Below are 17389 nucleotides of genomic sequence, written 5' to 3'. Positions count from 1 at the left end.
TAAGTCGGGGTGCCGGGAACGCGGGCGAGCTCTTTATCGTGGCCTCCTGATCTGTCCGCGCGAAGGAGGAGAACGTGCGCGCAGCGGTGATCACCCGACTCAACGCACCGTGGGAGTTCCAGGACCTCCCCGATCCGGCCCCTGGCCCCGCCCAGGTCGTCGTACGCATCCACGCGTGCGGGATGTGCTTCAGCGACGTCCTGGTCCACCGCGGCCACTGGCCCGTCCAACTGCCGATCGTGCCGGGGCACGAACCGGTCGGCGAGGTCGTCGCGCTCGGCCCCGGCGTCACCACGCTCAAGGTGGGCGACCGGGTCGGCGTCGCGTGGATGCAGCGCGGCGAAGGACGCTGCGTGCACTGCCAGAGCTGGCATCCCGTCGCCTGCGCGCACACGCAGACCTGGATGGACCTCGGCGGCGGCTACAGCGACCTGATGCTGGCCTGGGAATCCGGGTGCACGCTGCTGCCCGACGGCCTCGACTACGCCGACGCCGCCGTGGCCTTCTGCGCCGGCTTCACCTCCATGAGCGGCCTGCGCAACGCCGACCCCAAGCCGGGCGAGCGCGTCTGCGTGCTCGGCGTCGGCGGGCTCGGGCACATGGCGGTGCAGCTCGCCGCCGCGAACGGCCTGGAGACGGTGGTGCTCACCACCTCGCCCGACAAGGCCGAGTACGCCAAGGAGCTCGGCGCGGCCGAGGGCATCGTGGTGACCGACGACCCCGGCCAGGCGCTCACCGACGCCGGCGGCGCCGACGTCATCCTGGCCACCACCACCTCCGCCGACCTCGTCGCCCGCGTGCTGTCCGGCCTGCGTTACGGCGGACGCCTGGTCACCATGGGCGTCACCGGCCCGCTGCGCATCGACGACATGATGACGCTGCTGTTCAAGCAGTGCTCGATCAAGGGCAGCACGCACAACAACAGGGCCGACCTGGTCGAGGTGCTCAACCTGATGGCGGCGGGCAAGGTCACGCCGCGGGTCGAGCGGTACCCGTTCGGCGAGATCAACGAGGTGCTGAAGCGCGTCGAGGCCGGCCAGGTGCGCTACCGCGCCGTGCTCCAGCACGACTGAGGAGGATCCGCCTATGTCCCAGCCACCGATCGAGCCCCCGATCGTGGTCGCGAACCGGGAACACCTGTGGTGGCTGCTCAACGAGGCCTCCCAGCTGGAACACATGATCCTGTGCCAGTATCTCTTCGCCGAGGCCAGCCTGAAGAGCGGGACGGAGGAGGGGCTCACCGACGAGCAGGCCGAGGCCGTCGCCGGATGGGGCCGGGTGCTGCGCTCCATCGCGGTGGAGGAGATGCTGCACCTGGCGCTGGTCACCAACCTGCTGGCCGCCATCGGCGCCGCCCCCACGCTCGGCCGGCCGAACTTCCCGCAGCGCTCCGGCTACTTCCCCGCCGGCATCCAGCTCGACCTGCTGCCCTTCGGCGAGCAGGCGCTGCGCCACTTCCTCTACCTGGAGCGGCCCGAGGGCATGGAGCTGCAGGACGCCGAGTCGTTCCGGCCGATCCCGCCCACCCGCACCGGCCTCGACCCTGCCGAGCTCATGCCGCGCGGCCAGGAGTACCAGACCATCGGGCACCTGTACCGGGGCCTGGAGCAGGGGCTGCGCGCCCTGTGCGACCGGCTGGGGGAGCGCGCGGTGTTCGTCGGCTCCCCGCACGCCCAGGCCACGCCCGAGCTGTTCCGCTGGCCGCAGCTCGTCGCGGTCACGGACCTGAAGTCCGCGCAGGCCGCGATCGATCTGATCATCGAGCAGGGCGAGGGCGCGCGCGGCGACTGGCGGCAGGCCCACTACGGCCGATTCCTGGCCATCTGGGAGCAGTACGCCGACCTGCGCGCCCGCGACCCGGGCTTCGAGCCCGCCAGGCCCGCGCTGGCCGGCTACCTGCGGCAGCCGTTCGACATCGCCGCGCCCCAGCCGCTGATCACCGACCCCGCGGCCCGGCGGCTCGCCGAGCCGGCGGCGGTGGCCTACGAGCTGGTCCTGCACGCGCTCACCCGCTTCTTCACCCACACCGACGAGAGCGAGGAGCAGCTCGGCCTGCTCATCCGGCTGTCCATCGGCATGATGGCGGACGTCCTGCGGCCCCTGGCCCACGCCATGACCGCGCTGCCCGCCGGGCCCGAGCATCCGGGGCGCACGGCCGGGTTCGCGTACGAGATGTACTACGCGATGAGCAACTTCGTGCCCTGGCGCGAGCCCGCGTGGGCGCTGCTGCACGAGCGCATGCTCATCCTCGTGGAACGCTGCGGCGAGGCCGGGCGCGCGGGCGGCGGCCCGGTGGTCGCCGCGGCGGGCGCGCGGGTGGCCGAACTCGCCGCCGAGGTACGCGCCCACGTACCGCCGGAACTGCTGCCCTCATGAATCGCCGCACCCCGGCCGACTTGCCATTGTACGAGCCATTGTCTTGACGTCGGCCGGGGTCGCGGGAAAAGAATCAAATATGCGAGGTCCGATGAACATCAGCGCTGACTTCACGGTCGACGAACTGTCCGGCCGGTGGCGCAGCCCGGAGGCCGCCGAAGTGTTCCCCGGAATATTCGGCATCGACGACTTCTGGCTGCACAGTCCTTTCTGGGCTATTCACTTCAACGCCTACCAGGATCCCGGCTGCGCCGGCCGGCTCTTCGAACTCATCATCATGGGAATGTTCGAGCTGCGCCCGCCCAGCCTGGTCACCCCCGGCGCCCGCGACGCCGATTTCTCCCGCGTCAAAGTCTGCCTGCGCCTTTTCGACCCGGGACTCGTGGCCGCCGCCGACGAGGCGAAATCCGGGGACGGCGACTGGCGCGCCGGCGAGTGGCAGGACGTCTCGCACGGCGGCTGCCCGCCGCTCGACCTGCCGGGCGTGGACGAGTGCCCGCTCGAATACGACCTGCTGGGCCTGGCCCGCTCGCGCGACCGCAGCGCCGACCGGCTCTACTTCGGCCAGCGGCACCACGACGAGCTCGGCTCGATCTGGACCCGCCGCGCCCCCGGCCTGCTCGACTACTACGTCACCCGCGTCGTGGGCACGCCCCCGCCGATCGGGCACGGCGCGGAGTGGGGCCCCGGCGAGTGGTTCCGCGTCACGAGCGCCTACACCCTCAGCCCTCAAGGCACCCCCGCCGGCCGGGGCGCGCCGTGACCACCGGCCGTCCAACCGCCCCCGCCCCCGCCCCCGCATCCGCCCGTCGACGCACGCCGTGACCACCGCCCACCCCCTGGCCTTCGCCGATCGGAGGACCCCGTGACCACCACCCAAGCCGCCGTCGTCGAATCGCCCGGTGCGCCCTTCACCCTTCAGGACGTCGAGCTGGACGCCCCCCGCCCGGGAGAGGTCCTGGTCCGCATGGAGGCGGCCGGCATCTGCCACACCGACCTGACCATAGCCGCGGGCCACATCCCCTTCCCCCTGCCCGGCGTGCTCGGCCACGAGGGCGCCGGCGTCGTCGAGGAGGTCGGGCCCGGCGTGACGAAGGTCGCCCCCGGCGACCACGTCGTGCTCACGTTCACCTCGTGCGGCGCCTGCGCCTCCTGCCGCCTCGGCCACCCGGCCTACTGCACCACCTGGATCCCGCAGAACCTCATCGGCGGTAAACGCGCGGACGGCACCTCCCCGATCAGCAGGAACGGCGTCGCGCTCGGCGGCCGCTTCTTCGGCCAGTCGTCCTTCGCCCGCCACTCCATCGCCGACGAACGCAGCGTCGTCAAGATCGCCGACGACGTGCCGTTCGAGCTGCTCGCCCCGCTGGCCTGCAGCGTCCAGACCGGCACCGGCGCGGTCTGGAACACGCTGCGGCCCGAGCCAGGCACCTCGATCGCCGTGATCGGCGTAGGCGCCGTCGGCCTGGCCGCCGTCATGGGCGCCGCGCTCACCCCCGTCAACGAGATCATCGCCGTCGGCCGCCGAGCCTCCCAGCTGGAGCTGGCCGCCAAGATCGGCGCCACCCGCACGATCGACTCCACCGGCGTGGACCTGGCCGCCGCCCTGCGCGAGGCCACCGGCGGAGCCGGCGTCGACTACGTCGTCGAGGCCGTCGGCAACCCCGACGTGCTGAAGGCCGGCATCGACGCGCTCGCGCCGCGCGGCGCCGTCGCCGTCGTGGGCGCGCCCCCGTACGGGGTGGAGGTCTCCGTGGACGTGCACCGGTTGCTGCCCGGCCGCCGCGTGCTCGGCGTCTGCGAGGGCGACAGCGACCCCGACCGCCTGATCCCGCTCCTCGCCCGCCTGATCCGCGGCGGCCGGCTCCCCGTCCAGCCGCTGATCAAGGAGTACGCCTTCACCGACATCCAGCGGGCGGCCGAGGACTTCAGAGCAGGCAGGAACATCAAGACCATCCTTCGATTCGACACGTGAAGACGTTTGGAGCCCCCCGCATGAACACCTTCGAGCTCGGCGACTTCCAGCTCACCTCGGGCGCCACCCTTCCCGGCGCCAAACTGGCCTACCAGACCTTCGGCGAGCTCAACGCGGCCAAGGACAACGTGGTCGTCTTCCCGACCTTCCTCGGCGCGCCCCCCGAGGTGCTCAACGGGTGGATCGGCGAGAACCGCGCGCTCGACCCCCGTACCTGCTTCATCGTGCTGCCGGGACACTTCGGCCTGCCGCCGTCGTCGGCGCCGAGCAACACCCCCGGCCCCTTCCCCGAGGTCTCCATCGCCGACGACGTCATCGCCCAGCAGCGCCTCCTGGCGGAGGAGTTCGGGGTGCACGAGGTCAAGCTGGTGCTCGGCTGGTCGATCGGCGGCATCCAGGTGTACGAGTGGGCGCTGCGCTTCGGCGACCGCGTCCGCGCCATCGCCCCCATCGCCGGCGCCCCCACCCCGCCCGCCTGGACCAAGCTCTGGCTCAAGACCGTGGTGGAGGAGCCCATCACCTCCGACCCGAACTTCGCCGGCGGCACCTATGCCGACGCGGCCAGCGTGCGCGGCGGCCTGGCCCGAGTCGGGCACGCGTCCGCGCTCACCGCCCCGCCGCGCACGTTCTACTACGACAGCGCCGAGGTCTGGCGCAACCTCGGCTTCGACAGCGTGGACGCGTTCGTGGCCGGCTTCTGGGAGAACTTCTGGCTCCCGCAGGACCCGAACGACGTGGTCGCCCAGGCCCGCAAGGCACGCGCGGCCTGGCCGGGAAAGCCGGGCGAGTCGCTGGAGGACATGCTCGGGCGGGTGCGGCCCGCCACCGCGATCGCCGCCTTCACCGGCGACGCCCTCTTCCCGCCCGGCGAGCTCAGCCGGTACGCCGAGGCGATCCCCGGCGCCACGTTCCGCGAGATCGACAGCATCTTCGGCCACCTGGCCACCTTCGGCCTGTCCGAGCAGGACGTGAAGGCCGTCGACGACGTGATCAGGCACGCGCTGGACAGCTAGGAGATCCCGTGTCCGAGGTGGAGTTCGTCCGCTTTCTCAAGACCGCGGGGTCGAGCCCCGAGTTCCTGGCCCGCTACTCGCCCATGGACCTGTCCCGGATGTTGTTCCACGCCCGCAACGAGGGCTTCGACTTCACCGAGGCGGACGCGGACCGGGTCGTGGGCCGGCTGGAGGCGGGCGTGATCATCGAGAAGGACAGGGAGGCGTTCGACGGGGACGCCACCCTGTGGCGGCACATGTGGGGCACCCGGTACCTCGACTACCTGGTCCACCACGTGGCCGCCCGATACACCGGCGAGGAGCTGTCGTGAGCGAGACGAACGTCGTCGACTTCCTGCGCGCCCTGGCGCAGCGGCCGGAACTGTGCGAACGGCTCAAGGACAAGCCCAAGGACGAGGTCATCGCCGCCGCGGCCGGAGCCGGCTACCCGTTCACCGCCCAGGAGTTCAACACGCTCATCTGGGACCTGGAGGAGCGGCTGGCGCGCGAGCGCGGTGAGGAGTTCAACGAGCGCTTCCCGCTCTGGGACCTGCTGTGGGGCCGCCACTACCTCGAATTCCTCGTCTTCGACCTCGTCCCCAGCCTCGACGAGACCGGCCTCCTGGTCGGATTGGAGCCCACGACATGATGCGAGACGCGTTGTACATCGGGCGCGAATGGAACGTCGAGCACGACCGCCGGGCCAAGGTCACCGGCGGCGAGCTCAGGTACGCGGTGCTCGGCGAGGGCGAGCCCGTGCTGTGCATCCACGGCACCAGCATCGCCGACAGCCTCATCACGCCCATGCGGTTCTACCCGCCGCTGCTGAACGACTACCAGCTCATCAGCTACTACCGGGCCGGCTACAACGGCAGCACCCTGGACGGCGACGCCCTCAGCATCGAGGGCGGCGCCGAGCACGTCCGCGAACTGCTCGACCACCTCGGCATCGACAAGGCCCACATCATGGCCTTCTCCTTCGGCGGGGTGATCGCCTTCCAGTTCCTGCTGTCCCACCCCGAGCGGGCGCACAGCGCGATCCTGCTGGAGCCGTACCTGCCGCGCGAGGAGCCCGACGCGATCACCGCCAACGTCGACGCCTTCATGAACGCCATGAAGGTGTACGAGACGGGCGACAAGCTCGGCGCGGCGCAGCTCTACATGGAGGCGGTGTGCGGGCCCAGCTTCCTGCCCGCCGTCGAGATGACCGGCCCGCTCGACGTGTGGGACCGGGTCGAGGAGTGCGTCGACACGACGTTCACCGTGGACTTCCCGGCGATCTCCCAGTGGGGCTTCAAGCCCTCCGAGGCCGACCGGCTGGTCGAGCGGAAGCCGGCCATGCCCGTACTCGCCGTGATGGGCCTGGACAGCGAGTCCGCGATGCCCGGCTTCCGCGCGACGCAGCGCTTCCTCATGGACTGGCTCCCGCAGGCCGAGCGCTGCGGCATCCCGAACGCCACGCACGGGCTGCAGAGCATGAACCCGCTGGCCGTGGGGGAGGCGGCGCACACGTTCCTCAAGCGTCATCCCATGTGACGGCGCTCCGGCACCCGCTCACCGGCCGGACGGACTGGCGGCCGGGCGGGTGGCCACCACCGAGGTGCGGGAGGCACCTGCGGTCACAGGCGCGGTCGCGATCGGAAGGTCGCGGCCGCGCCTCCGCGTGCGCGGGGCCGGGAACGCCGAGGCCCGGGGCGGGAACGCCGAGGCTCGGGGCCGGGAACGTCGAGGCTGTCGCCTGCGGGTGCGGACCGGCGGCGGGGCGATTTGACCTGTAGCGCGCTACAGGTCGCACGATGGGGACATGAGCGAGTTGCTGCTTTCCCAGCTCGACGTCGAGATCCCGCCAGAGGGGCTCTCGATCGGCGAGGTCGCGCGGGTGACCGGCGTCGGCATCGAGGCGTTGCGCTACTACGAGCGCGAGGGCCTCCTGCTCGATCCAGCTCCGCGCGACCCCGGCGGCCGGCGCCGCTACCGCGCGGGCGACCTCGCCTGGATCGCCGGCCTGGTCATGCTGCGCGAGACGGGGATGTCCATCGCCGACATGCGCGTGATCGCCGAGCTGAGCCGGCGCGAGGGGACCGAGGCGGAACGGCTGGCGTTCCTGTCCCGGCACCGGGAGCGCGTGATCGAACGGCTGGAACGTACCAAACGCCATCTCGCCGCCATCGACGCCAAGATCGCCGCCTACCGGGCGGTCACCGAACAGGAGAACCCATGAGAACCACCCCACTCGGCGACGGGCTGACCGTGTCCGCGCTCGGCTTCGGCGCGATGGGCATGAGCGCCTTCTACGGCGGCGCCGACGAGCGGGAGTCCATCGCGACCCTGCGGCACGCCGTCGACTCCGGCGTCACCTTCATCGACACGGCGGAGGCGTACGGGCCGTTCGAGAACGAGAAGCTGATCGCCCGCGCCCTCGGCGACCGCCGCGACGAGATCGTCCTGGCCACCAAGGCGTCCGCGGAGACCGACGACGACGGCACCGTGCACGGCCGCAACGGCACCCCCGCCTACATCAGGCGCGCCGCCGACCGGTCGCTGCGCCACCTCGGCACCGACGTCATCGACCTGTACTACCTGCACCGGGTGGACCCGGACGTGCCGATCGAGGAGTCGGTCGGTGCGATGTCCGAGCTGGTGCAGGCCGGCAAGGTCCGCCACATCGGGCTGTCGGAGGCCTCGGCGGCGACCATCAGGCGGGCGCACGCGGTGCACCCCCTCGCCGCCGTGCAGTCGGAGTTCTCCCTCTTCTCGCCGGACGTGCTGCACAACGGCGAGAAGGCGGTCATGGACGAGCTCGGCATCGGCTTCGTCGCCTTCTCCCCGCTCGGGCGCGGCGTGCTCACCGGCGGCCTGCGCAGCCTGGACGAGCTGGCCCCCGACGACGCCCGCAGGGGTTTGCCCCGCTTCCAGCCCGAAGCGTTCGCCGCCAACCGCGCCCTGGTGGACCGGATCGAGGCCCTCGCCGCCGCCAAGGGGATCACCGTCGCCCAGCTCGCCCTGGCCTGGCTGCTGGCTCAGGGGGTCGTGCCGATCCCCGGCACCCGCCGGCGCGAGCGGCTCGACGAGAACGTGGCCGCCCTCGGCGTCGAGCTGACCCCAGGCGACCTCGACCACCTCGCCTCCGCCGCCGCCGACGTGGTGGGCCACCGCGACTTCACCCCGGTCCCCGCGGGCGCCGACCGCTAGACCGCCCGGCGCCGGGAGCCGATCACCAGGTCAGTCGCCCGGTTTGTGGGTGCTCCAGTACTCGTCGGCGGCGGCCTGGATGCCGGTCAGGACCTCCGGGTAGCCGGCCGGGTCGACGACGAAGGCGCTGAAGCCGTCGAGCGCGGCCGTCAGCACCGGGGGCGGCGCGGCCTCGAAGTAGCGGTTGACCAGCCGGTGCTCGCCTCTGCCCGCCGCCCGGCCGATCTCGGCGATGGCCTGGTCGGCGATGGCGACCTTCGGGTTGGCCGAGACGTCGCCCCTGGCCGTGGCCCACTTCTCCTGCGCGGAGGCGCCCACCCACCACTTGAGGTACTTCATGCTGGCCGCCGGGTCGGGCGCCTTGGCCAGCGAGCAGAGCGGGCCGCTCTCGAAGATCATCGAGGTCTTGGGCAGCGCCGGGTTGACGTTCGGGATCACGAAGAAGCCGTAGTCGGTGCCCGCCTTCATGTTGCGCTGGGTCATGCTCGTGTTGAACCAGGTGCCGGACGACACCATCGCCGCCTTGCCGGACTTGAGCAGGTCGGCCGGATCGGTCTTGTCGCCGGGGTTGGTGAACCAGCCGGCGTCGATCATCGACTTCCACCGCCGCATCACCTGGACCACGCCGGGGTCGGTGTACTTGGCCTGGCCGGTTGACAGGCGATCGTACAGGTCGGGGTCGGTGCCGGCGAGGAGCTGCTCGAACCAGACGAAGGAGAACAGCACGCTGGTGTGGTAGAACGCCTTGACGCCGTTCTTCTTCAGCGTCTCGGCGGTGGCGACCAGGTCGTCCCAGGTCTGCGGGGGCTTGAGCCCGTACTTGTCGAAGACCTTCTTGTTGTAGAACATCCCCCAGTACGCCGCGTTCAGCGGCACGCAGTACTGCTTGCCGCCGACGGTGTAGTAATCGGCGAGGCCGGCCGGCAGGTCCCCGCTCCTGATCGCCTCCTGCCACAACGACGTGGTCTCCGCCACCTGCTTCTGCGCGACGATCTCCGCCAGCCGCCCTCCGGTGGTCCAGGTGAACAGGTCGGGCTTGACGTCGGTGCGGAAGGAGGCCTTGATGAACGCCTGGTACGTGGGCTCGTCGGTGTAGCCGACCGGCTTCATGGACAGGCCGATCTGCTGCTTGGACAGCGCGCCCATCTCGTCGAAGTATTTGCTCCACGCGCCCTTGTCGTTGTAGAGGCTCAGCTCCGTCCTGGCGGCCTGCGGTGTGCCGCCGCCGGAGGAGCAGCCGGCAAGGAGGAGGGAGACGAGGGCGGCGGCAAGCAAGGGACGCGACCGGCTCATGCCCGGCCTCCTGTTCGCTCACAACGTGCTCACGGTGGGGGTGAAACGGGCCCGTGGCGAGTCATCTAATCACTTGATATCTTGGCTGTCCATAGCCGCGGGGACCACCGCCCGCCGCGCCGCCTCCCGGTAGTCGCGCGGCGCCATCCCGTATCTCCGCTGGAAGAGCCGCCCGAAATACGACTGGCCGGAGAAGCCGCAGCGCTGGGCGATCCGCCCGATGCCCTCCGTCGTCGTGGTCAGCAGCAGGGCCGCGTGCTCCAGCCTGCGCCCGGCCACGAACGCGACCGGAGTGCAGCCGTAGTGGCGGCGCATCGAGCGGGCCAGATGGCCCGCGCTGACCGCGGTCAGCGCCAGCAGCCGGGGCAGCCCCTCGCGCAGGTTCTCCTCGCGGCTCATCGCCACGCAGGCCGATACCAGCCAGCCGGGCCGCCGGTCCACGGCCGTGCCGTCCGCCCGCTCCAGCACCGGGACCACCGCCGTCCAGAGTGTGACCAGGTCGAGCACGCGCGGCGTGCCGGTGTAGGCGCCCAGCATCCGGGCGAACTCCGCGGCGACCGGCCCGTCCAGGTCCGTCCGCGCGACCAGCGGCAGGCCGCGCCGGTCCCACTCCGCCGTGCCCGCCAGCCCGGCCAGGTCGGCGAAGGCGCGCCAGCGCTCGCTGGGGAAGGCGATGTTGACGAAGCGCATGCCCGCGGCCGTGGCGGTGAACTCGTGCCGGTCTTGGGGGCGTACCAGGGCGAGATCGCCCGCGCGCAGCGGCATCTCCGTCTCGCCCACCCGCTGCGCGCCCGCCCCCGCCGTGACGAGCACCAGCTCGTGGAAGTCGGCGTGCGTGTGCGGCTCGGGCCGGTCGCGGCGGCCTCCGGTCACCGGTACGAGGGCCGCGTGGTACGGCAGTCCCGCGGCGAACTCGGCCCAGCGCAGGATCGTCGACATGCCAGGAAATTAATAGTTATGGAGCGCCGAGTACTAGTAACGCGGGCCGCGGAGACCGAAGAATCCGGATGGACGCCCTGCCCACGGCCTCCAGAGGAGCACATGGTGATCACGGAAGTCGACCGGACCCTCCAGGACTACGACCGCGACGGCTACACGATCTTCCGCGACGTACTCGACCGGGATCTCGTCGCCGAGGCGAGCGAGCACGTCTCCTGGCTGCAGGCCAGGCACCCCGACAGGCACGGCGAGGACCTGGGCACCGAACTCGTCGCCGGCGACCCCTTCTGGGTGCGCCTCGTCAGCGACCCGCGGCTGCTCGACCTGGCCGAGCTCTTCGTCGGCCCCGACATCGCGCTGTTCGCCTCGCACTACATCAGCAAACCGCCGCTGTCCGGCAAACCCGTCCTGTGGCACCAGGACGGCGCGTACTGGCCGCTGGAGCCGATGCGCGTGGTCACGCTCTGGCTGGCGGTGGACGAGGCGACGACCGAGAACGGCTGCCTGCGCGTGATCCCCGGCTCGCACCGGCAGGACCTGCACGAGCTGCGCCCGCGCGACGACGTCGACAACGTGCTCGGCTCGGAGAGCGCGGTGACGGTGGACGAGTCGAAGGCGGTGGACCTGGTGCTGGCGCCCGGCGACGTGGAGGTGCACCACCCCAACATCCTGCACGCCTCCAACGCCAACACCTCGCCCAGGCGCCGCTGCGGCCTGACCATCCGCTACATCCCGACCTCGACCAGGATCACCAGCGAGGAGCAGCCGTTCGTCTCCGCCCTGCTGCTGCGCGGCGACCCGGGCGTGAACGTCTACCAGCCCTTCCCCGCGTACGTGCCGGGCGTCCACATGCCCTTCGCCGGAGCCGGAGCCCGCTGACGTGCGCGGTTGAAATGTCCGGAGTTCGTCCAGAGTTCGCTGGATGTACTCCGGACAAAGATCCCTTGCCGTCTCGCGGAGCCGGCGGTCAGCGTGGTGAACGAGCCCCGTAGCCGAGGTCGCCGCCCGACGGGAGCGGCAGGCGAAGCCGGTCCGGGGCCCGGATCGCCACGTCACCGAGACAGGAAGATGATCATGAGGTACTCGAAGCTCGTTCCCGCGCTGGCCGGAGCCGGCGCCGCCCTCGCGATGCTGACCGTGTCCACCCCGGCGAACGCCGCCGCCCCGTCCTCGTCCGCCGCGACGGCCGAGGCGGGGACGCTCAGTGTGCACCGCAAGTCCGCCTCGTGCACCTCGCCCAAGGGAAACAAGATCAACGTCTCCTGGGGCGACGGCAACGTCTCCACCACCGTGTACTTCAACAACCACTGCAACCAGAAGCGGTGGATCGAGCTGAAGTTCGTCAAGGAGAACCACAACTTCTTCTGGAAGTGCGTCGGGGTCAACGCGAAGACCAGCGGCAAGAAGAAGGTCGGCTACTCCATGCCGGACAAGGTCGTCCTGACCAAGAAGAAGACCAACTGCTGACCCCCGGGACCGCGGGCGCCCGCCCAGGGGACGGGCGCCCGCACACCCCTGCCGGACGTCAGGCCACATGCGCTCCCAGCCCGGTCAGGCCCGGTGCCACGTCCGGTCGCAGCACGAAGTCGTCGTCGTAGTCCCCGCCGTTCTGCCTCCGGTACGCGATCGGCCGGGTCGCCGGAATCGCCAGCAGGCGCTCGCCCAGCTCCTTGGCCGCCGCCTCGCCCTCCTCGGGCGTGAACCTGTCGGCGCCCGTGATCAGCATCGGGGGCAGCACCTCCGCGCCCGCGTAGAACAGGGTGCCGTGCTGCAACGGGAAGAGCAGCTCGCCGACGGCTCCGTGGATGCCCCGCTCGCCGTAGAACCACGCCGGCCCGCCCATGGTCACCACCGCCAGCGCACGCTTGCCCGCGAGGAACCCGTCCCCGTAGCCGATCCACTCGCCGTTCGGGCCGCGCGACCCGTACGCGTAGCCCTGGTGCCAGACCCGGTCGAACCAGCCCTTGAGGATGGCGGGCATGCCGAACCACCACATCGGGAACTGGATGACGATGGTGTCCGCCCGGTCGATCTTCTCCTGCTCGGCCCGGATGTCGACGCCCAGCGCGCCGCTCTCGTACGCCTGCTTCGCGGCGGCGGCGACCTGGAACCGCTCCGCCGGGTGGTGGGCGTAGCCGGCGGGGTCGACGACGGGGTTCCAGCCCATCGCGTACAGGTCCGACACCTCGACCCGGTGACCTTCGGCACGGAGCGTGCGCTGCCCCTCCGTGGCCAGAAAGCCGTTGAGCGAGCGCGGTTCGGGGTGGGCGAGAATCCAGAGAACGTTCATGACGTCAAGGCTGCTCCGTGCGGCACCGCCCCGACGACTGGCCTGATGGACAACATGTGCGAAGATCGGGCCATGGCTGTTTTCACCGGTGACGCGCGTCACCGAGTGGCGGTCCTGGCCCGTGAGCGGGTTCTGTCCTTCGAGCTCAGCATCGTGCACCGGATCTTCGGCCAGGCGCGCTCGGCCGCCGGCGCCGCGCTCTACGAGGTCGTGACCTGCGCACCCGAGCCAGGGGACGTCCGCACCGACGCCGACTTCACCCTCGCCGTCGCGCACGGCCCCGAGGCGCTGGCCGAGGCTGAAACCGTCATCGTCCCGGCTTCGGCGGACGACTTCGAGCCCCGGAACGAGCCGCTCGACCCCTCGCTCGCCGCCGCGCTGGCGCGGATCCGGCCCGGCACGCGGATCGCCTCGATCTGCTCGGGATCGTTCGTGCTGGCCGCGGCCGGCCTGCTCGCCGGGCGGCGGGCGACCGCGCACTGGCGCTCGTCCGCCCGGTTCCGCGAGCGATTCCCGGACGTCGCCTTCGACCTGGACGTCCTCTACACCGACGACGACGGCGTCCTCACCTCCGCCGGCGGGGCCTCGGGCATCGACCTGTGCCTGCACATGGTCCGCAGCGACCACGGCGCGGCGGTCGCCAACGACGTGGCGCGCGGCTCCGTCGTCCCGCCACACCGCGAGGGCGGCCAGGCCCAATACGTGAAGCGGCCGATGCCGGACCCGAGGACCTCCTCGACCGGCAAGGCCCGCCGGTGGGCGCTGGAGAACCTGCACCGGCCCGTCACGCTCCAGGAACTGGCGGCCCAGGAATCGACCAGCACGCGGACGTTCACCCGGCGCTTCCGTGACGAGATCGGCACCTCGCCGGGGCGGTGGCTCACCCAGCAGCGCATCGAGCGGGCCCGCACCCTCCTGGAACGCACCGACCTGCCCATCGACGAGATCGCCGTCACCGCGGGCTTCGGCACCGCCGGCTCGATGCGCCTGCATCTGAAAGACGAACTTGGGGTCTCACCCAGCGCCTACCGCGCCACGTTCCGCGGCCCCTGACCCGGCGAACCGGCGCGGAGTCCGAGCTGGGCGGCACCGCGTCCGCGGGAAGATCTGCTAACGGTGAATCCGTCCCGCTGCCGGACGGGCACCGGGGCGGTGGTGCAGGCTGTACCTTACGGCTCCGGTGGCCGGTATCGAGCACCGCACAGGTGATCGGCGAGCTGGGAGTAGGGACATGAAGGCACGGATCATCGTCGCGATCGGGTTACTCCTCGCCGCGACCGGCGTCCTGTGGACGCTCCAAGGGCTGGGCATCGTCGGCGGCAGCGCGATGAGCGGCGTCACCACCTGGGCCGTCGTCGGCCCGGTGGTGCTCGTCGTCGCGCTGGTCATCACCTACATCGGTTTCCGGCGCCTCCGGGGGAGATAGGCCCCCGAAGGCCGGGAGCCGCCGGGAATGCCTGAGATCCGCCCAGCCGCCCGCACCTCGAAGTACATCCCCGGCGCAGGCGCCCGCGGATTGCTGGGCGGTGCGGGGTGTCGGGAAATCACCTGATTCCGACACCCCGGAGAGCGCACCTCACATGTCCCCGGCAGAGAATCTGTCAGCGAATCGGCGCGGTCTCGGTGCGTCCGTGACGGGCCCGGTGCTTTTTGCGCACCTCGGCCGAGGATGGCGGCTGGTGGAGCCACCCTTACCGACATGCCGACACGGCTCCGATGATCGAGCTACCTCTGGACGGTGCCGTATGGTCCCGAGGCAGGGTCAATTGCAGTCACGGCTGTCTTAGCATCCAGCTCCCAGCCTTTCGCGTAGGCTGCGGCGAACTCTTCCCTACCCAGCGCGGCCTGACCCCGGCGGGTGAGCTCGCGGACCTGCGGATCGGTGTGGTCGTGCGCGCCCCGCAGCCGGGCGGCGGCCCCGAGCAGCACGGCAGACTAGTGCTGTCGCCCGCGCGTCTGGGCGAGCGCGGCCGCGTACGCCTCCCGCAGCGCCTTTTCCGTGCCGGGCACGTCGCCCTGGGCTAGGCAGAGCGCGGCCCGTGCGTTGCCGACCAGCGTCCGGGCGTGATCGGCGGGGAAGGCCTCCCGGCTGGAACCCCCCGCTGGGGACACAAGGTCAGCGGCGTACGCACGCTCAGCGGCGGCCGTCACGAGGTGACCTTCGCCGACGGCTCCACGGTCGAGACGAGCCTGCTGGTCGGTGCGGACGGTACCTGGTCCCGGGTCCGTCGGCTGCTGTCCGACACCACCCCCGAGTACACCGGTGAGTCGTACGTCGAGACGTACCTGTACGACGCGGAGACCCGCCACCCATTGGCCGCGAGGGCGGTCGGCGACGGCTCGATGTTCGCGCCCGCGCCCGGCAACGCCATCGTCGCTCACCGCGAGAGCGGCAACACCCTGCATGCGTACGTGTCTCTCACCAGGCCGCTGGAGTGGTTCGACGCCATCGACTTCTCCGATCACGCCGCAGCCGCGGCCCGGGTCGTGCAGGAGTTCGACGGCTGGGCGCCGGAGCTCACCGCGCTGATCACGGACGCCGACAGCGGGCCGATCCTGCGCCCGCTCTATACGCTGCCGGTCGGGCACCGGTGGGACCATGTGCCGGGTGTGACCCTGGTCGGCGACGCCGCGCACCTGGTGCCTCCGAACGGCGAGGGCGCTAACCTGGCCATGTTCGACGGCTCGGAGCTGGGCAAGGCCATCGCCGCGCACCCCGAGGACATCGACGCCGCACTCGCCGAGTACGAGCAAGCCATGTTCCCGCGCACGAGCGAAACTCCCCAGGGCGACGAACTCGTTGAGAGCCTCTTCGGTGACAACCGGCAGAAAGTCTGCTCGCTCTGCTCGCCGAAGAGGGACTGACCACCTAGCTGACCCGGAGCGCAGGTTCTCCAGGCATGCAGGGCCCGCTCTTCAGGCCCTGCAGCTGGCGCCTTCGGGCCGCCGGCGCGGCGCGAGGATGGCCAGGAACCCCAGGTACTGGCCGGCGACCACCCGCGCCGCCGCGCCCCGGCGGCCGGCGCCCTGGGCGAAGAACAGGGCCAGGATGAGCAGATCGTCCACGTTGGTGACCGCGAACAGGCCCGCCGCCTGCCCGACGACTCCCAGGTTCACTCCTGACCTCGCTCGCCCGCCGCCGGTCCGGGATTTCGCCGCATCGGGACACCGTGCCACACCCCGATGCGACAGGCGCCGTCAGGGCTCCGGCGGCCAGTACGGGGCCGAACGTTCGGCGGCGGCCCCGATGGCCGAGCCGTCCAGAGAGGTGAAGCCCAGCTCGACCCCGCCGGCCGGCCACTCCACGGCGAGCTCGAAGTGCTCCTTGGGCGGCAGCGGCCACAACCACAGCCCGACCGGGGTGACGGAGGCGGCGTTCTCGTCGCCGCTGCGCATCGACATGCCGCCGGGCAGCCAGAACAGGCAGGGCCCCGGCGGCGCCTCCTGCGTGAACCGGCTCCGCTCGAAACGTTGCCCGACGGTGGTGGCCTTGGTGCCGTCGGCGAAGCGCACGCCGAAGCGCAGCAGAGCCTCCGGGAGCGGCCGTCCGGACGTCAACCCGGGCACCATGATCGGGAGGAGGGACATCTGGAGGGCCTGATAGTCGTCGGCCGACAGCGTGTGCCGCCGCGTGGCGATCTCCACGTTCAGCAGGCAACCGGTGGAGAACGCCGTGATCCCCGACAGGGTGATGACGGCGTTGGGGGAGCGGGCCAGCACCACGCCGAGCAGCATCACACTGCCGGCCTGGTCGGCGGGCGGGGCGTACCAGACGGGTAAGCCGGGCCTCGACGCGGGGGAGTCGTCTTCCCGCGCGGGTGGCGGTTCGAAGAACATGCCTCCACCGTACGGAGCGGGACACGAGAACGCGCGCAAGATCGGACCATGGCCGAACGCAAGTCTTGCGGCCGTTTGCGCTCATCCGACGTCATCCCTTGCGCCCAGTCAGGACCGGCCGAAAGGACGGCCACCTGCGCCTACCTGGAACAAGACGTCGATCACTTGCTCGGGGCCAGTTATTTCCTTGCGCAATCTCGTCGAAATATTGCGGCTATCTGCTCGACATCTTATGGTTCGGCCATCCGCCTGACCCGAAGGGCCACCCCCATGAGAGCACTGCTTGCCGCCCTTGCGTTACTCGCCGGAGTCCTCATCTCCCCACCACCCGCCGCACTAGCGGCGGCCGACACCAACCTGGCCGCCGGCAAGAACGCCACCGCCAGCACCTTCCACGACGTCTACCGCGCCGCCAACGTCACCGACGGCAACCAGGCCACCTACTGGGAATCCACCGGCAACGCCTTCCCCCAATGGATCCAGATCGACCTCGGC

The 17389-nt window shown here is 71.1% G+C and carries 20 protein-coding genes and 1 pseudogene; 16 read left to right on the top strand and 5 right to left on the bottom strand.

Annotated features, from left to right (window positions below):
* The first annotated feature begins 74 nt into the window (after window positions 1–74).
* The 10 genes from AB0C27_RS35975 (at window position 75) to AB0C27_RS35930 (ending at window position 8535) form a co-directional block, all read left to right on the top strand.
* Window positions 75–1073 carry an alcohol dehydrogenase catalytic domain-containing protein gene (locus AB0C27_RS35975; RefSeq protein WP_357853570.1) on the top strand — a complete coding sequence of 333 codons (999 nt, stop codon included), beginning with the start codon at window positions 75–77 and terminating at the stop codon, window positions 1071–1073.
* A gap of 13 nt (window positions 1074–1086) precedes the next feature.
* Entirely contained in the window at window positions 1087–2376 is a 1290-nt protein-coding gene (locus tag AB0C27_RS35970) for a ferritin-like protein (RefSeq protein WP_357853567.1), read from the top strand.
* A 91-nt stretch (window positions 2377–2467) separates the two neighbouring features.
* Window positions 2468–3139: a hypothetical protein gene (locus tag AB0C27_RS35965; protein ID WP_357853566.1), complete on the top strand. Its 672-nt coding sequence runs from the start codon at window positions 2468–2470 to the stop codon at window positions 3137–3139.
* A gap of 102 nt (window positions 3140–3241) precedes the next feature.
* Window positions 3242–4351 (top strand): NAD(P)-dependent alcohol dehydrogenase, encoded by a 1110-nt coding sequence (locus AB0C27_RS35960; RefSeq protein ID WP_357853563.1) that lies wholly within the window; start codon window positions 3242–3244, stop codon window positions 4349–4351.
* Window positions 4352–4371: 20 nt separating this feature from the next.
* On the top strand, window positions 4372–5364 hold the full coding sequence (locus AB0C27_RS35955; protein WP_357853560.1) for an alpha/beta fold hydrolase: 993 nt from the start codon (window positions 4372–4374) through the stop codon (window positions 5362–5364).
* A gap of 8 nt (window positions 5365–5372) precedes the next feature.
* Window positions 5373–5675 carry a hypothetical protein gene (locus AB0C27_RS35950; protein ID WP_346113923.1) on the top strand — a complete coding sequence of 101 codons (303 nt, stop codon included), beginning with the start codon at window positions 5373–5375 and terminating at the stop codon, window positions 5673–5675.
* A complete protein-coding gene (locus AB0C27_RS35945; protein ID WP_357853557.1) occupies window positions 5672–5992 on the top strand; it encodes a Nif11-like leader peptide family natural product precursor in 321 nt (106 codons plus the stop codon). The genes AB0C27_RS35950 and AB0C27_RS35945 overlap by 4 nt, the downstream gene beginning before the upstream one ends.
* Entirely contained in the window at window positions 5989–6879 is an 891-nt protein-coding gene (locus tag AB0C27_RS35940) for an alpha/beta hydrolase (RefSeq protein WP_357853554.1), read from the top strand. The genes AB0C27_RS35945 and AB0C27_RS35940 overlap by 4 nt, the downstream gene beginning before the upstream one ends.
* A gap of 268 nt (window positions 6880–7147) precedes the next feature.
* Window positions 7148–7564: a MerR family transcriptional regulator gene (locus AB0C27_RS35935; RefSeq protein WP_357853551.1), complete on the top strand. Its 417-nt coding sequence runs from the start codon at window positions 7148–7150 to the stop codon at window positions 7562–7564.
* Window positions 7561–8535 (top strand): aldo/keto reductase, encoded by a 975-nt coding sequence (locus AB0C27_RS35930; RefSeq protein WP_357853548.1) that lies wholly within the window; start codon window positions 7561–7563, stop codon window positions 8533–8535. Before AB0C27_RS35935 ends, AB0C27_RS35930 begins: the two co-directional genes overlap by 4 nt.
* Window positions 8536–8565: 30 nt before the next feature.
* On the opposite strand, the gene AB0C27_RS35925 is transcribed toward AB0C27_RS35930, so the two are convergent.
* Together AB0C27_RS35925 and AB0C27_RS35920 are read right to left on the bottom strand one after the other, a co-directional pair.
* Complete coding sequence (locus AB0C27_RS35925) at window positions 8566–9828, bottom strand: extracellular solute-binding protein (protein WP_357853545.1); 1263 nt, start codon at window positions 9826–9828, stop codon at window positions 8566–8568.
* Between the two features lie 69 nt (window positions 9829–9897).
* Entirely contained in the window at window positions 9898–10767 is an 870-nt protein-coding gene (locus tag AB0C27_RS35920; RefSeq protein ID WP_357853542.1) for an AraC family transcriptional regulator, read from the bottom strand.
* Window positions 10768–10869: 102 nt separating this feature from the next.
* On the opposite strand from AB0C27_RS35920, the gene AB0C27_RS35915 reads away from it, so the two are divergent.
* Both AB0C27_RS35915 and AB0C27_RS35910 read left to right on the top strand, forming a co-directional pair.
* On the top strand, window positions 10870–11646 hold the full coding sequence (locus AB0C27_RS35915; RefSeq protein WP_357853539.1) for a phytanoyl-CoA dioxygenase family protein: 777 nt from the start codon (window positions 10870–10872) through the stop codon (window positions 11644–11646).
* 195 nt (window positions 11647–11841) lie between these two features.
* On the top strand, window positions 11842–12234 hold the full coding sequence (locus AB0C27_RS35910) for a hypothetical protein (RefSeq protein WP_357853537.1): 393 nt from the start codon (window positions 11842–11844) through the stop codon (window positions 12232–12234).
* 58 nt (window positions 12235–12292) lie between these two features.
* Here the strand turns inward: AB0C27_RS35910 and AB0C27_RS35905 are convergent, their stop codons facing one another.
* Window positions 12293–13057, bottom strand: a complete 765-nt coding sequence (locus tag AB0C27_RS35905) for an NAD(P)H-dependent oxidoreductase (RefSeq protein ID WP_357853534.1) — start codon at window positions 13055–13057, stop codon at window positions 12293–12295.
* Between the two features lie 72 nt (window positions 13058–13129).
* On the opposite strand from AB0C27_RS35905, the gene AB0C27_RS35900 reads away from it, so the two are divergent.
* The 3 genes from AB0C27_RS35900 (at window position 13130) to AB0C27_RS35890 (ending at window position 15922) form a co-directional block, all read left to right on the top strand.
* A complete protein-coding gene (locus AB0C27_RS35900; protein WP_357853531.1) occupies window positions 13130–14110 on the top strand; it encodes a helix-turn-helix domain-containing protein in 981 nt (326 codons plus the stop codon).
* Window positions 14111–14288: 178 nt separating this feature from the next.
* Window positions 14289–14483, top strand: coding sequence for a hypothetical protein (locus tag AB0C27_RS35895; protein WP_357853528.1), 195 nt, complete (start codon window positions 14289–14291; stop codon window positions 14481–14483).
* Between the two features lie 638 nt (window positions 14484–15121).
* A complete protein-coding gene (locus AB0C27_RS35890; RefSeq protein WP_357853525.1) occupies window positions 15122–15922 on the top strand; it encodes an NAD(P)/FAD-dependent oxidoreductase in 801 nt (266 codons plus the stop codon).
* 93 nt (window positions 15923–16015) lie between these two features.
* On the opposite strand, the pseudogene AB0C27_RS35885 reads toward AB0C27_RS35890, so the two are convergent.
* Window positions 16016–16174: pseudogene (locus AB0C27_RS35885) on the bottom strand (cadmium transporter); the annotation flags it as partial.
* An 81-nt stretch (window positions 16175–16255) separates the two neighbouring features.
* Window positions 16256–16894 (bottom strand): hypothetical protein, encoded by a 639-nt coding sequence (locus tag AB0C27_RS35880; RefSeq protein WP_357853522.1) that lies wholly within the window; start codon window positions 16892–16894, stop codon window positions 16256–16258.
* A gap of 270 nt (window positions 16895–17164) precedes the next feature.
* Here AB0C27_RS35880 and AB0C27_RS35875 point away from each other — a divergent pair.
* On the top strand, window positions 17165–17389 hold a 225-nt coding region (locus AB0C27_RS35875), incomplete at its 3' end, for a discoidin domain-containing protein (protein ID WP_357853519.1).

It is taken from the genome of Nonomuraea sp. NPDC048882 (genome assembly GCF_040649755.1).
GTDB classification, from domain to species: domain Bacteria; phylum Actinomycetota; class Actinomycetes; order Streptosporangiales; family Streptosporangiaceae; genus Nonomuraea; species Nonomuraea maheshkhaliensis.
This window is presented reverse-complemented; position numbering and strand designations above follow the sequence as displayed.

Excerpts from the sequence above, each read along its gene's own strand:
- AB0C27_RS35920 (WP_357853542.1), bottom strand. The coding sequence starts at position 10,767 with ATGTCGACGATCCTGCGCTGGGCCGAGTTCGCCGCGGGACTGCCGTAC.
- AB0C27_RS35880 (WP_357853522.1), bottom strand. The coding sequence starts at position 16,894 with ATGTTCTTCGAACCGCCACCCGCGCGGGAAGACGACTCCCCCGCGTCG.
- AB0C27_RS35910 (WP_357853537.1), top strand. The coding sequence starts at position 11,842 with ATGAGGTACTCGAAGCTCGTTCCCGCGCTGGCCGGAGCCGGCGCCGCC.
- AB0C27_RS35955 (WP_357853560.1), top strand. The coding sequence starts at position 4,372 with ATGAACACCTTCGAGCTCGGCGACTTCCAGCTCACCTCGGGCGCCACC.
- AB0C27_RS35970 (WP_357853567.1), top strand. The coding sequence starts at position 1,087 with ATGTCCCAGCCACCGATCGAGCCCCCGATCGTGGTCGCGAACCGGGAA.
- AB0C27_RS35895 (WP_357853528.1), top strand. The coding sequence starts at position 14,289 with ATGAAGGCACGGATCATCGTCGCGATCGGGTTACTCCTCGCCGCGACC.
- AB0C27_RS35935 (WP_357853551.1), top strand. The coding sequence starts at position 7,148 with ATGAGCGAGTTGCTGCTTTCCCAGCTCGACGTCGAGATCCCGCCAGAG.
- AB0C27_RS35930 (WP_357853548.1), top strand. The coding sequence starts at position 7,561 with ATGAGAACCACCCCACTCGGCGACGGGCTGACCGTGTCCGCGCTCGGC.
- AB0C27_RS35940 (WP_357853554.1), top strand. The coding sequence starts at position 5,989 with ATGATGCGAGACGCGTTGTACATCGGGCGCGAATGGAACGTCGAGCAC.
- AB0C27_RS35915 (WP_357853539.1), top strand. The coding sequence starts at position 10,870 with ATGGTGATCACGGAAGTCGACCGGACCCTCCAGGACTACGACCGCGAC.
- AB0C27_RS35905 (WP_357853534.1), bottom strand. The coding sequence starts at position 13,057 with ATGAACGTTCTCTGGATTCTCGCCCACCCCGAACCGCGCTCGCTCAAC.
- AB0C27_RS35925 (WP_357853545.1), bottom strand. The coding sequence starts at position 9,828 with ATGAGCCGGTCGCGTCCCTTGCTTGCCGCCGCCCTCGTCTCCCTCCTC.
- AB0C27_RS35900 (WP_357853531.1), top strand. The coding sequence starts at position 13,130 with ATGGCTGTTTTCACCGGTGACGCGCGTCACCGAGTGGCGGTCCTGGCC.
- AB0C27_RS35965 (WP_357853566.1), top strand. The coding sequence starts at position 2,468 with ATGAACATCAGCGCTGACTTCACGGTCGACGAACTGTCCGGCCGGTGG.